This is a genomic window from Mycobacterium sp. pV006 (assembly GCF_041287115.1).
GTDB lineage: Bacteria > Actinomycetota > Actinomycetes > Mycobacteriales > Mycobacteriaceae > Mycobacterium.
Genome location: NZ_JBGGKT010000004.1, coordinates 251,004 through 263,985, shown reverse-complemented (window position 1 = coordinate 263,985; position 12,982 = coordinate 251,004). Strand labels below are relative to the sequence as shown.

Genomic DNA, 12,982 nt, shown 5'->3' with positions numbered 1-12,982 from the left:
CACGGCGACCTCGTGGATCAGCCGTCCTAGCACTGAACTCGACGCGCAAACTTCGCAATGATGAACGTGAGGTAAATTTTCTGCCTGCGGATATGCGGTTACGCACACACCCACGGTATTGACGGAAAATCCGAAGCCCTTCTACGTTGTGTGCACGAGTGGTCATCGGCGACTGTGCTCGGTTTTCATCTTCAACTCACGCGTTAATTGCGTACGCGAAATGGGTGGACAGAGAGGGGATTTCCCATGCCACAGCCGCAGGAACTGCCGGGCCCGAATGCCGATGTGTGGGATTGGCAGATGCACGGCGTTTGCCGGGGTGTCGATTCCTCGATGTTCTTCCATCCCGACGGGGAACGCGGACGTGCCCGCGCCCAGCGCGAGATGCGCGCCAAGGAGATGTGCCGGCAATGCCCGGTGATCACGCAGTGCCGCAGCCACGCACTGTCGGTGGGTGAGCCCTACGGAATCTGGGGCGGGCTGAGCGAGTCCGAACGGGAACTGCTGCTCAAGCGGGGACTCCGCCGCAGCGCCTGAGTCGGGTGCGGGATCAACATGGGCACTTCGCCACGGTATCGGCGGTACTGGTCGCCGAGCGTGGCGATCAGGTCGCGTTCCTCGAACCTCAGCGCCACCAAGATGTAGGCCGTGCTTGCGGCCGCGAACAGCAGGTGGCCCGCCGTCATGGTCGGCGCGGCCCAGAACGCGACGACGAACCCGAGCATCAACGGGTGGCGCACCAACCGGTACAGCAGTGGCGTCCGAAAATGGTTCTCACCGTGGGGCTTTCCTGACCGCCACGTGTCGAACACCTGCCGCAGACCGAACAGTTCGAAATGGCTGAGCATGAAGGTCGACGCCACGACCGTCACCCAGCCGGCCGCGGCGACCACCCAGATCGCCGCCCGCACTGCGGGCGGGCCGACATGCCACACCGTCGCATCCAGCGTGCGCCACTGCCAGAACAACAGGCCCAGCAGAGCGCTGGACACCAGCACATAGGTACTGCGTTCGATCGCCGGTGACACGATCCTGGTCCACCGCTTCTTGAACCCGGGGCGGGCCATCACGCTGTGCGGAATGGCGAAAGCACCCAACAGGCCGAGGTTGACGACGATCGCTTCGGCCACCGAGGAATCGATGCCGTGATCCACGGTGCGGGGCACCCCGATACCGGTCACGAATCCGATGGCGTACAGGAAGACAACGAGAAAGGCTGCATAGCAGAGGATTCCGTAGATGAGGGCCGCTGCGCGGCCGATGGTTGTGGACATGTCAGTTCACCAGTCCGTTCTGCAGGGCGTACATGCTGGCGCCGATGCGGTTGGACACGCCGATCTTGCTGTAGGTCCGTTCCACATGGTTGCGCGCCGTCTTCTCCGAGATCACCAGGGTCGCGGCGATCTCCTTGTTGGATGCGCCACGCGCAACCAGGCGCAGCACATCGATCTCGCGGGGGGTCAACCCGCCCGGTCGGGACCGGGCGCGCGCCGTGGGCCGGCCCGCGGCCGACAGCCCTGCGTTCGCGGCGGTCTCGTCGACTTCCCCTGCCCGGACCCGCTCGGTGAGGCGGTGCGCGGCCCCCTCGGCCGTCAGCGCCGCCCGGTAGGGTCGGGGTTCCAGTGCCGCCTGGTAGCTCACGGCGGCGGCGAGGATCCGGTCGGACATGCCCAGCGCCGGCCCCGCCAACCCGCGCGGGTATCCGGAACCGTTCAGGCATTCGTGGTGGTTGCCCGCCAGTTCGGCCACGTCGGCCAAACCTCTTGTCCGGCTGAGGATCCGCACCGTCAGGTAGGGATGCAGCCGGACGTGCTCGAATTCGCCGGCGGTCAGCGCCGACGCCTTGGACCACACCCTGTTCGACACCCCGATGCGGCCCAGGTCGTGCACGTGGCCGGCGCGACGCAGTGTCGTGACCGCGTCCTCATCCAGTCCGGCGGCGACCGCGGCACCGGCGGCCAGCTCCGCGACGGCACCGGAATGACCAAGGGTGAAGGGGCATTTCAGGTCGACGAACTCGCCGAGGGCCTGTAGCAACGCGTCGAGTGCCGGACCGGTGAGGTGGTCGTGCCGGTCCGGTGACTCGTGCAGTGCGACGTCCCAACTGTCACCGGCGCCCGGCCCCGCCAGGATCTGCTCGGCGCCGTCGAGGAAGACATCGGCGACCGCGGGGTCGAACTGCCCGCCCCGTCGGGCTCGGACCATCGCGAGGGCGCCGGGTAACCCGAGTGTCCGATGGTGCACCTCCACCATGTCCGACAGCTGCGCGACCCGGATCGCGATCGGCAGGTCGTCGCCCGCCGCACCGTGGGGCAACCCGCTGCCGTCGAAGCGTTCGAACGTGAATCCCAGCGCGTGCTGGACGTCGGCGTCCAGGCCCATCCGGTCGGCCAGCAACGCCGCCGAAGCGCAGTGCGAACGGATCAGGCGGATCAGCTGGGCCCGGGCGCCGGTCAGCAACGAAGCGACCGTGAGCAGACGCCGGGACAACGGCTGTCCCCGAACGATATTGGTGAGGATGAACCGGTAATACGGCAGACCCGACCAGTCGACGGCGTAGGAGTCGCGGCGCACCGCGATGTCGTCGCCGAACCATCCGGCGTACTCGTGGGAATCGGCATGGCAGCCGATCCACATGAGCAACGCGGTGTAGTAGACGCAGTCCCGCTGCGCCCGGGTGAGCCCCAGCCGGTCGGCGATCCTGGTGCCGATCAGCGCAGAGCGCAGCATGTGTTCGGCGGGCTGACCCAAGCCGAGGTCCACGGCCACCGACAGGGCCGCGAGCAACTCGGCCCTCGTCGGGCCTGCCGCGTTCATCGGTTCGAGTGTGCGCCTCGAAGCGGCCGTGGACATGTCAAGTCGCCAGATCGGCCGCGCTGCGGTGCCGTGTCGGGTCGAACGCGTCGAAGCGACCCTGGGCCACCACCGCCAGGCCCCGCTGCGGCGCCCGGAAGTCGCCGAGGCGTGCCTGATCCGGCAGCGGCGCCACCGTCCCGAGGTCCTGGCCCCGAAGCTGCGCACGGCTGGCACGAACCGCCCACATCCGCCGCGGCGCGATGCGGAAATGCTGGCCGTTGGGCATGGTTCCGGCCAGGCGCACCTGTCCGGCACCCAACACGGTGCCGGCGACACGTCCGATGGCGCCCAACGCACCCGTCCTCGTCCAGACCCCGTCGGGCAGCCGCGTGGCGACTGCGGTCATCAGGCGCGTCGATGCGGTGTTCTGCAGTTCGACAGTCCAGTCCAGGATGTCGGGGATCGTGATCGCCAGCGTGTAATCGCCGGTCCAGGTGAGCTCGATCGGGCACTCGACCGCGCCGTTGGACGTGGCCGAACTGAAGTAGCGGGCACAGCTGTGTTCGGCAGGGGTGGTGGCGTAGAACGTCCACGCACCACCGGGGTCTCGGTGCCAGACCGAGCGGTACCCGGCCGCGCCGGGAACGAACGACGCGGCCGGGAAGTCGCGGTACGCCAAATAGTGCCCACTGGCGAAGGGCAAGCCCATCACCCCGAAGCCGGTGACGGTCTCGTCGGGTCCGGTGGGCAGTATCGGCGCGTCAGCGACGTCGGTGGCAGCAGAGCGGGGGGTGTGATCGGTATTCATGACCCCAGCGTGGCGGTCACGAACCCCCTCTCACATGAGGCGGATGCCTCAACTTCGAATCAGTCGCGGCGAGCCAGTTCCCGCAGCACCGACTCGGTTGCCGCCCAGTCCATGCACTTGTCGGTGACCGACTGCCCGTAGGTCAACGGCTGCGCCTCGGGTGCCTGCGCTCCGGCGACCAGGAAGCTCTCCAGCATCACCCCGCTGACCGGGAGACCGTCGCGCACCATCTGCGCCACCTCGCCGGCCACCACCGCCTGACGGACGTGGTCCTTGCCGGAATTGGCGTGGCTGCAGTCGATCACGACGCGGGCCGGCAGACCCGCGTCCGCCAGTTTGGCGGCCGTCGCGGTGACGGCTTCGGCGGCGTAGTTGGGGCCGTCGGTGCCGCCGCGCAGAATCACGTGGCAGTCCTCGTTGCCCTCGGTGTTCACCACCGCGCCGCGGCCCATGTCGTCCATACCGAAGAAGACATGTTCTGCGGCAGCGGCTTTCACGCCGTCCACGGCGACCTGGATGTTGCCGTCGGTGCCGTTCTTGAAGCCCACGGGCATCGACAACCCCGACGCGAGCTGCCGGTGCACCTGCGACTCGGTGGTGCGTGCTCCGATCGCACCCCACGCGACGGCGTCGGCGATGTACTGCGGGCTGTTGGGTTCGAGGAACTCACAACCGACCGGCAGGCCGATGTCGATGATGTCGAGGAGCAGTTGACGCGCGATCCGCAGGCCGCGGGCGACGTCGAAGGTGTTGTCCATCCCCGGGTCATTGATCAGACCCTTCCAGCCGACCGTGGTGCGCGGCTTCTCGAAGTACACGCGCATGACGATCTTGAGGCGGTCGCCGAGTTCGTCGGCCACCTTGACCAGCCGGCTCGCGTAGTCCAGCGCGGCGGCCGGGTCGTGCACCGAGCACGGGCCCACCACGACGAGCAGCCGGTCGTCGCGGCCGGCGAGGATGTCGGCGATCTCGTCGCGGTCCCGCGCGACCCGCTCGGCCCGACGGGCGCCCAGCGGGAACTCGGTGAGGACGTCGTGCGGGCTGGGAATCTCGGTGAATCGCCGGATGCGCCGGTCCGAGGTGGCGGGCGGGGTGGCGATCTGCGCCAGATTCATGGTTGAGGTGCCTTCCTGATGACGGGCACCTGCCTCTCCGGTGCCCTTTAATGGCGAAAGGCAGCGACCTGTTGGTCACTGCCTGGGCTCCGGGTGGATGCGTGCTTAGTGCTGCGCTTTATCGGCTCCGCCCGGAGCCTTGATAAAGCGCCAATACATGGCACACATACCGACGGTCACGGCGACAGGCTATACCGAGCCGCGATCGTCGGCAAAATCGGCTGCCGAATCGGTCGGTTTCGTCGGCCCGACAAGGGTCTAATCGACAAGGTATGAGTGAAGCACCGGACAACCCCGCAGACGATCCCGGCAACGAGGCGGAACCGCGGCAGCGGTGGCTGTCGGCCGTGCAGGCCGACGCGCGCACCGACGCGCGTCATCACGCCGCCGCCGAGGTGATCGCCCACGAACCGGAAGTGCCGGCCGAACACACCGAGGCCGCCGAGGAGCTGGTGCGGATGGGTCTGGCCTGGCGCAACGAGCTCGACGGGGTGCTGTCCTACACGCCGATCGACCCCGCCGGGAAGCCGGGTTAGTCACATCAGCCCGTCGCGCCACAGACATCAACGTTCTGCACGGAATGTGCGAGTAACTGCCTGCAAAACGTGAATAGCTGAGACGGCTGAGACGAAAGGCCAACGCAGAACCCTTCATACCGGACGTTCGCGTCCTACCATCAGCGACACCAGTCGCACGACCCAAGGGGACGCCATGAAGGCTCTGAGGCTGACGAACTGGAAGAGCGAGCCGGAGTTCGTCGAGGTGCCCAAACCCACGCCCGGTCCGGGCCAGGTCGTCGTGAAGATCGGCGGGGCGGGCGCTTGCCACTCTGACCTGCACCTGATGCACGACTTCGACGGCGGGATGATGCCGTGGACACCGCCGTTCACCCTCGGACACGAGAACGCCGGCTGGGTGGACTCGGTCGGCGAGGGCGTCGTGTCCGTGGCCGAGGGCGACGCGGTCGCGGTGTACGGGCCGTGGGGGTGTGGGCGGTGTGAGCGGTGTGCGCTCAGCGCGGAGAACTACTGCGAGGACCCGCTCTCGGCGCCGGTGCTCGGCGGCGGCGGTGGGCTCGGCATGGACGGCGGCATGGCCGAGTATCTGCTGGTGCCGGCGGCGAGGTCGCTGGTGCGGCTGCCGGAGTCACTCGATCCGGCGACCGCGGCGGCGCTGACCGATGCCGGCCTGACCCCCTATCACGCCATCCGCCGGTCGTGGCCGAAGATGACGCCCACCTCGACCGTCGTGGTGATCGGCGTCGGTGGCCTCGGCCATCTGGCAGTGCAGCTGGTCAAAGCGACGACCGCGGCCCGGGTGATCGCCGTGGACAGCCGGCAGGACGCGCTCGATCTGGCCACCCGGATGGGCGCCGACGACGTGGTGCTCTCCGGTGACCAGTCCGCCGGGGCGATCCGGGAGCTCACCGGCGGCCGCGGCGCCGACGTGCTCCTGGATTTCGTCGGCGCCGAGCAGACCATCGACCTCGCGCGGGCGGCGGCACGACCCTTGGGTGACGTGACGATCGTGGGTATCGGTGGCGGGTCGGTGCCGCTGTCGTTCTTCTCCCAGCCCTACGAGGTGAGCATCCAGACGACCTACTGGGGATCGCGGGTGGAACTCGCCGAGCTGATGACTCTGGCAGCCCGCGGACTGGTGCACGTCGAGTCGACGATCTATTCGCTCGACGATGCTGCGCAGGCGTACCGCGACCTGGCCGAGGGAAAGGTGCGCGGACGCGCCGTCGTGGTGCCGTGAGCCGCCTACCGACTACCTGACGGGACGCGCCACATGGCGTAGATGACCGGCGAATCAGCGACCGTCAGCTCACGCTGTGTCTCAAATCCGTGGCGTTCGTACAACCGTTCATTCTCCGGACACGACGCTTCGAGGTACGCGGGAGCCTCCTCGCGATCGGCTTGGGGAAGCACCGCGGCCAGCAGACTGCCGCCGATTCCGCGACCTTGCGCGTCCGGTTCGACACCCATGAACAGCAAGTGCCAGCAGGGGTCTGCGGGATGGTTGTCGTCGAGCATGGCGAACAGCTGCGCCATCCGCGCCGACGACGCGGCATCCCCGGCACTGTCGATCAGCTCGCCGTTGAACGCCTCGGCCTTCTCAGCAGGTACCAGCGTCCTGTCCGGCGGAACCCACAGTGCCGCACCGGCACCCGCGCCGGCGACGTACACGCCGCCATGGATCCAGCACGCCTCGACCAGCCGCGAGTAGAAGACCGTTGCGCTCCGGCGGCGCCGGGCATCGTCGGGGACCACCCATCGGTAGATCCGGTCATCGAAAAAGGCGCCGCACAACGCCGAGACGGCCTGCGACCGCTCGTCCGGCTGTGCGCGGTGGGCATTCATTACGTCCGGTCCGGCCATGACGACCTCCCACAGACAAACCGTTGACCCCTCGATCCAAACAAAGCCGCGGACCGCTGACAAGATCCGCTGGCCGCCTGATCGAGAACACCTCCGGCTCAAACGGAACCGCGGACGACGGTCTGCGACATCGAAGCGCCCCCGGTCCGAAGGATCCGGGGGCGCTTCGTGGTCGGCAGAACCGCCGAGAATCAAATGCAGACGAAGCCGCTGACGTTTCCAGTGGGGCTGGTCGCCGAGATGCACGCGTCGACGCCGCGCACGACGTCACCGCCGCGCCACTTCGCGTGACGGGGTCCCTTGCCGGGGTGCTTCCAGTCGTGATGGTGGTGGGGCTTCTCGGCGAAGCCCACGCCCGGACCGACCGGCGCGGCGCCCGCTGCGCTCGCCCCCACGAGGCTTCCCGCACCCAGCCCCAAGGCCAGGACCGTTCCTGCAACAACGTGGTTCAGCTTCATGAATTCCTCTCTCGTGACACTGCGACCCTACTGAACAAGCGCACCGACAGACCAGAACCTGCCGGTGATGGCGATGTAGGTGCAGGTGGCGCCCCTGCGGATATCGAACGTGTTTATGCCCTCAGGGCGATCCCGAGCCCGGCACTTCCACGCGTGCCTGCATCATTCGTCCTGCAGATTCGCCTTTCACCAGGCCCTCTTGACTGGTCTCATCGACCACCATGTACAGCGTGCGCCCGTCGGATCCGCCAAGCGCCGGTGCGACAGCCCAGCCACCGTCGATCACAACACGATGTGTGATGGTTCCGCCTGCAATGACTCTGAGGAACTCACCGGTGTCGTAGCAGCCCACCCACACACCGCCCTCAACGTCGACGCAGAGGCCGTCAGGATGCCGGTCCTCACCGAGGTCGGCGAATACGCCTGGGGAGCCCAGACTTCCGTTGTCTTCGATCGCAAACGCAAGAATGCGCGACCCGTACGTCTCGCTGACAACGAGGGTCGACCTGCCGGGCAGGAATGCTAGACCGTTCGGAACGGTGAGACCGGTCGCCACAACCTGCACTGCTCCCCCAGAGTCGAGAAGGCCGATCGCGCACTCCCTTGCTGTCCCGCCTGTTTGATACAGGTCGACATATCCACGACCGTCGGGGGCGACGACCAGGTCGTTCGTTGACCACGCAAGGTCGCTGACGTCGTACGTCGCTGCAATCTTCCGCTGCGCGTCGACGTGGTAGATCTTGGGCGCGAAGAGGGCGGACACCACGAGCGTCCCGTCGGGCAGCCAGCCCAATCCGGATGCGTGCTCGACCTCGGCCTCCACCACAAGATCACCAGCATCCCCTACCGAGTACACCCGGCCTGCCGGTCCATCGGTGAACCACAGCCGGTCGTTGTGCCATCGCGGACCTTCGCCGTAGACGAAGCCATCGATGAATGGCGTCGGCTCAACGTCTCTGACAGCGATCACGTCTCACATGCTCCTCCGATGGAAGCCGGTGAGCCACCGTTTTCACGTGGATCTGCTGATGTGCCGACTACGTACGCACATCACCAATTTCGCGGCTTACTCCGCGCCGGGCACGGTCCATCACTCGCCGGTGAACGCTTCTGACGCGAGGCCGAAGATCCGCACGTCGGCGGACTTGCCCTTCAGTGCGTGCGTCCCCCGGTCCACGAGTCCCGGTCGAGCAGTGAGCGCGTCGACGGTGTTCTGGGTGAGGAGGACGGTGTCACCGGTGGTCTTGGTGAGTTGTTCGACGCGGGCGGCGACGTTGACGGCGTCACCGATCAGTGTGAATTCCAGCTTGCCCGCTGCGCCGATGGTGCCCGCGATCACCTCACCTGTGTTGATCCCGATCCCGATCCGCACCGCTGCACCGAATTGTCGCGCAACACGGTGCTGAATCGCGACGGCGACATTCACCGCGGCATCGGCTGAGGGAGCCCCACCATGAGTAGGCCCGCAGGCCTCCGGCGGACCTCTATGGGGGAGCTTGTCCGACGCGATGAGCGGGGCATCAAAGAGGGCAATGAGGCTGCAATCCTCCAGGCACGTGCATTATCTCTGCGTGATGGCGGCGAAGACAACGACGAAGGCTACAAGCCCGCGGAGGCCTATGTGCCCCAGTACGAGTCCTGCGATTGCATGCCCATCGTCGCCCTCTCGCGTGCGCCGGAGTTGAGACCGCGCTAGGTGGCCTAAAGGTATCGCCAGTACAGGTACTACGAATCCCAAGATGAGCGCAACGACCCGTTAGAATCTGGACAGCTGGTACAGCTGCTTGCCGGATTTTGAATAGACCGTCGCCGCGTCGGCGCCATTGAATTCGACGAGATACGTTGCCGAATTCGGTCCCTGCGTGACCGACAATCTGTAGCGGCCGGACGAGTCCGGCTTGCTCGACAGCTGGCACGTCATCGCCCCGCCGATATCCAACGGCTCTCCGGTGCTGCTCACGTAGTAGAAGCCTCGGCAGCGGCCATCCTCATTGAAAGTCTTGGTAGAGGTGCCATCTGAGGGTTCCCACGCGCCGTACAGCGAATCGCTGGTGCCTCGCTGCTCCGCCTCTACCTCCTGCAGCCGGCTGATGACTGGGTAAGTATCGACTTCTCCGCCCCCGCAGGCTGTCTCGAGCATTGTCATGAGCCCTAGGCCACCGGCGAGCGCCAGGATACGCCCACGAGCTACGTAGCTGTAACTCATCTGATTGCTGCCGAACCTGTCGTCGTCACGCGACCCAGAACTGCCATCCAGGCGGCGCAGGCGGCCACGACGGATCCGGCTGCCAGTCCGCGTCCGGTGTCCAGCCCGCAGGCGGCGTGGGCCAGTTCGGCGGCGGATTGAACCGCTTACCCCTGTGCGCGTCGAGGTTCGCAGCACCGGTCGCTGCTGAGCGCTGGCCATATTGCCGGGTCCCCGCGCCGGTGTCCATCTTGTCGTCCACCGCAGCCTTGAGGCGGCTCGCCGCCGCCGCTGATGCGCCGCGAACTCGTTGTTCGAATGCCTTGGCTTTCTCGGGATTCTGCTTTCGGAACTTGTGATACCACCATCCGCCAAGACCGGCGATCACCAGCAGCCACACAGGCCCGTAGAAGAAGGAAAACTTGAATCCTCGCCCCCCTCGACGCGCCATGATCTCCGTCGACTGCGAAATGTCGACTTGTTCGGCCAGTCCGTGGATGGTCCGCAGTGCTTCAAGAGTCATCGACATAACGCCCCCGTTCTCGCTGCTGTAACGACACGTCATCTTGACACTTCATCACTTTGCTAATCTGAACATTCTTGTCGTCCGAACATACGAAGATTGCCTAGCGACGTTAGTAATCGCGAGGCCAAACAAAACACCCCCGGCCCAACGGACCGGGGGTGTTTCGCGGATTGACTAGTGAGCGTGGCCGTGATGGTGGCCGTGCCCGTGATCTTCTTCCTCGGCCGGCTTGTCGACGACCGCGGTCTCGGTGGTCAGCACCATGCGGGCCACCGACGCGGCGTTGACGACCGCGGAGCGGGTGACCTTCACGGGGTCGATGACACCGTCGGCGATGAGGTCGCCGTACTCCAGGGTCGCGGCGTTGAAGCCCTGACCCGCGGGAAGGTCGGCCACCTTGCTCACCACGACCGCGCCGTCGAGGCCGGCGTTGGTGGCGATCCAGTACAGCGGCGACGACAACGCCTGCGAGAACACGTCGACACCGAGCGCCTCGTCACCCGACAGGGTCTCGCGCAACTTGGCCAGAGCGCCGCGGGCCTGCACCAGCGCCGCTCCACCACCGACCACGATGCCCTCTTCGACCGCGGCCTTGGCGGCGGCGACGGCGTCCTCGACGGCTTCCTTGCGCTTCTTCAGATCCGTCTCGGTGGCCGCACCGACCTTGAGGACCGCGACGCCGCCGGCCAGCTTGGCCAACCGCTCTTCGAGCTTCTCGCGGTCCCAGTCGGAGTCGCTGGCCTCGGCCTCGGCACGCAGCTGGGACTTGCGGGCCTCGATGGCGTCCTGGGTGCCGCCGCCGTCGACGATGACGGTGTTGTCCTTGTCGACGACGACGCGCCGCGCGGTGCCGAGCACCTCGAGGCCCACCTCGCGCAGCACCAGGCCGACGTCGGGGTTGACCACCTGACCGCCGGTGACGATGGCGAGATCCTCCAGGAAGGCCTTGCGACGATCCCCGAAGAACGGCGCCTTGACCGCGACGGCCTTGAGCGTCTTGCGGATGGCGTTGACCACCAGCGTCGAGAGCGCTTCGCCCTCAACGTCCTCGGCGACGATCAGCAGCGGCTTGCCGGCTTCGGCGACCTTCTCCAGCAGCGGGAGCAGGTCGGGCAGGGAGCTGATCTTCTCGCGGTGCAGCAGCACCAGCGCGTCCTCGAGCACCGCTTCCTGGGTGTCGAAGTCGGTGACGAAGTACGCCGACAGGAAGCCCTTGTCGAATCCGACGCCCTCGGTGATCTCGAGCTCGGTGTCCAGCGTCGAGGACTCCTCGACGGTGACCACACCGTCGGTGCCGACCTTGGTCATGGCCTCGCCGACCAGCTCGCCGACCTGAGCGTCGCGCGAGGACACGGTGGCGACCTGAGCGATCGCCTTCTTGTCGTCGACGGGCGTGGCGGCCGACAGCAGCGCCTCGGACACCGCGTCGGCGGCCTTGGCGATGCCGGCGCCGAGTGCGATCGGGTTGGCGCCCGCGGCGACGTTACGCAGGCCGGCCTTGATCATGGCCTGGGCCAGCACGGTGGCCGTGGTGGTGCCGTCACCGGCGATGTCGTTGGTCTTGGTCGCCACCGACTTCACCAGCTGGGCGCCGAGGTTCTCGAACGGATCTTCCAGGTCGATGTCGCGCGCGATCGTCACGCCGTCGTTGGTGACCGTCGGGCCACCCCACGACTTGGACAGCACCACGAAACGACCCCGGGGACCGAGCGTGATCTTGACCGCATCAGCGAGCTTGTCGACACCCGCCTCCATGGCGCGACGCGCGGTCTCGTTGAACTCAATCTGCTTGCTCATAAGAGTCTGTGTGTCTTTCCTACTAGACGCGCACCGCCCCGGACGTCACCGCGAGCAGCGGGAAGTCCGGGGCGGAGTCACGATCGCTTACTTGGAGACGACAGCCAGCACGTCGCGGGCCGACAGGATCAGGTACTCCTCGCCGTTGTACTTGATCTCGGTGCCGCCGTACTTGCTGTAGATGACGACGTCGCCCTCCGACACGTCCAGGGGAATCCGCTTCTCGCCGTCCTCATCCCAGCGGCCGGGGCCAACTGCGACGACGGTGCCTTCCTGCGGCTTCTCCTTGGCGGTGTCGGGGATGACCAGACCGGAAGCGGTCGTGGTCTCGGCCTCATTGGCCTGAACGAGGATCTTGTCCTCGAGTGGCTTGATGTTCACGCTCGCCACGATGGAGCCCCTTCACTTTCGCTGATGTAGGTGTGTTCTTGGCGGTCGGTGTCCGCCCACGCGCCGTCGTCGCGGGTGTCGACACACGGGTGGACCGACTGCCACCTAGCACTCTATACACGAGAGTGCTAGCACTCAAGGTCGGGATGCGACATCGGCGGTGTCGCCACGGTGCCCGCGGTTTGCCTGCATGATCGAGGGGGCAACCTTCAGCGGCGCGGCGACAGGAGGCCACATGAAGCGCTGCATCCTCGCGATCCTGGTTACGGTGCTGATGGGCGGCGGTCTGGTGACCACGGCGCCGCCGGCCGCGGCCGGTTGCCACTACGGCGGCCAGTTCCTCAGCAAGTGCGACGGCCCGGTGCAGGCCGACGGCTCCTGGCAGCGCTGCGTCGGGACCACCCGGTATGTCCCGCGGGGCTTCAGCTCGCATCTCGTACCGGTGAAGCAGTGCGTCGTCATGGGTCCCGGTCGTCCGGTCGCGGACCCGGCAGTGGCCGACCCGCCCTGGCACATCCCCGGGTGA

The 12,982-nt window shown here is 66.7% G+C and carries 16 protein-coding genes and 1 pseudogene; 4 read left to right on the top strand and 13 right to left on the bottom strand.

Features of this window, described 5'->3' with window-relative positions:
- Positions 1-246 precede the first annotated feature (246 nt).
- Positions 247-537: a WhiB family transcriptional regulator gene (locus tag ACAG25_RS09040; protein ID WP_370488011.1), complete on the top strand. Its 291-nt coding sequence runs from the start codon at positions 247-249 to the stop codon at positions 535-537.
- On the opposite strand, the gene mddA is transcribed toward ACAG25_RS09040, so the two are convergent.
- The 4 genes from mddA to ACAG25_RS09020 are packed head-to-tail and all read right to left on the bottom strand — an operon-like array spanning position 462 to position 4,719.
- On the bottom strand, positions 462-1,274 hold the full coding sequence (gene mddA / locus ACAG25_RS09035) for a methanethiol S-methyltransferase (protein WP_370488010.1): 813 nt from the start codon (positions 1,272-1,274) through the stop codon (positions 462-464). The two genes, ACAG25_RS09040 and mddA, sit on opposite strands and share 76 nt — an antisense overlap.
- Position 1,275: 1 nt before the next feature.
- Positions 1,276-2,817 (bottom strand): HD domain-containing phosphohydrolase, encoded by a 1,542-nt coding sequence (locus ACAG25_RS09030; protein WP_370488009.1) that lies wholly within the window; start codon positions 2,815-2,817, stop codon positions 1,276-1,278.
- A gap of 37 nt (positions 2,818-2,854) precedes the next feature.
- Complete coding sequence (locus ACAG25_RS09025; RefSeq protein ID WP_370488008.1) at positions 2,855-3,604, bottom strand: hypothetical protein; 750 nt, start codon at positions 3,602-3,604, stop codon at positions 2,855-2,857.
- A gap of 59 nt (positions 3,605-3,663) precedes the next feature.
- Entirely contained in the window at positions 3,664-4,719 is a 1,056-nt protein-coding gene (locus tag ACAG25_RS09020; RefSeq protein ID WP_370488007.1) for a 3-deoxy-7-phosphoheptulonate synthase, read from the bottom strand.
- 272 nt (positions 4,720-4,991) lie between these two features.
- Between ACAG25_RS09020 and ACAG25_RS09015 the strand changes: the two genes are divergently transcribed.
- Together ACAG25_RS09015 and ACAG25_RS09010 are read left to right on the top strand one after the other, a co-directional pair.
- Positions 4,992-5,255: a hypothetical protein gene (locus tag ACAG25_RS09015; RefSeq protein ID WP_370488006.1), complete on the top strand. Its 264-nt coding sequence runs from the start codon at positions 4,992-4,994 to the stop codon at positions 5,253-5,255.
- 175 nt (positions 5,256-5,430) lie between these two features.
- Positions 5,431-6,477 carry an NAD(P)-dependent alcohol dehydrogenase gene (locus tag ACAG25_RS09010; RefSeq protein ID WP_370488005.1) on the top strand — a complete coding sequence of 349 codons (1,047 nt, stop codon included), beginning with the start codon at positions 5,431-5,433 and terminating at the stop codon, positions 6,475-6,477.
- A 5-nt stretch (positions 6,478-6,482) separates the two neighbouring features.
- On the opposite strand, the gene ACAG25_RS09005 is transcribed toward ACAG25_RS09010, so the two are convergent.
- The 9 genes and pseudogenes from ACAG25_RS09005 to groES form a co-directional block, all read right to left on the bottom strand.
- Complete coding sequence (locus ACAG25_RS09005) at positions 6,483-7,100, bottom strand: GNAT family N-acetyltransferase (protein WP_370488004.1); 618 nt, start codon at positions 7,098-7,100, stop codon at positions 6,483-6,485.
- Between the two features lie 191 nt (positions 7,101-7,291).
- Positions 7,292-7,558, bottom strand: coding sequence for a hypothetical protein (locus ACAG25_RS09000; protein ID WP_370488003.1), 267 nt, complete (start codon positions 7,556-7,558; stop codon positions 7,292-7,294).
- Between the two features lie 121 nt (positions 7,559-7,679).
- Positions 7,680-8,528, bottom strand: coding sequence for an SMP-30/gluconolactonase/LRE family protein (locus ACAG25_RS08995; RefSeq protein ID WP_370488002.1), 849 nt, complete (start codon positions 8,526-8,528; stop codon positions 7,680-7,682).
- Positions 8,529-8,648: 120 nt separating this feature from the next.
- Positions 8,649-9,005, bottom strand: a pseudogene (locus ACAG25_RS08990) (adenylate/guanylate cyclase domain-containing protein); the annotation flags it as partial.
- A 114-nt stretch (positions 9,006-9,119) separates the two neighbouring features.
- A complete protein-coding gene (locus ACAG25_RS08985; RefSeq protein ID WP_370488001.1) occupies positions 9,120-9,296 on the bottom strand; it encodes a DUF4190 domain-containing protein in 177 nt (58 codons plus the stop codon).
- Between the two features lie 18 nt (positions 9,297-9,314).
- Complete coding sequence (locus tag ACAG25_RS08980; protein ID WP_370488000.1) at positions 9,315-9,704, bottom strand: hypothetical protein; 390 nt, start codon at positions 9,702-9,704, stop codon at positions 9,315-9,317.
- Positions 9,705-9,789: 85 nt separating this feature from the next.
- Complete coding sequence (locus ACAG25_RS08975) at positions 9,790-10,308, bottom strand: hypothetical protein (protein WP_370487999.1); 519 nt, start codon at positions 10,306-10,308, stop codon at positions 9,790-9,792.
- A gap of 135 nt (positions 10,309-10,443) precedes the next feature.
- The gene (groL, locus tag ACAG25_RS08970) at positions 10,444-12,066 is read right to left on the bottom strand and encodes a chaperonin GroEL (protein ID WP_370487997.1); all 1,623 of its coding nucleotides are present in this window, start codon (positions 12,064-12,066) and stop codon (positions 10,444-10,446) included.
- Positions 12,067-12,153: 87 nt separating this feature from the next.
- The gene (gene groES, locus ACAG25_RS08965; RefSeq protein WP_003929249.1) at positions 12,154-12,456 is read right to left on the bottom strand and encodes a co-chaperone GroES; all 303 of its coding nucleotides are present in this window, start codon (positions 12,454-12,456) and stop codon (positions 12,154-12,156) included.
- 235 nt (positions 12,457-12,691) lie between these two features.
- Here groES and ACAG25_RS08960 point away from each other — a divergent pair, with 235 nt between their 5' ends.
- Positions 12,692-12,982, top strand: a complete 291-nt coding sequence (locus tag ACAG25_RS08960) for a hypothetical protein (RefSeq protein ID WP_370488093.1) — start codon at positions 12,692-12,694, stop codon at positions 12,980-12,982.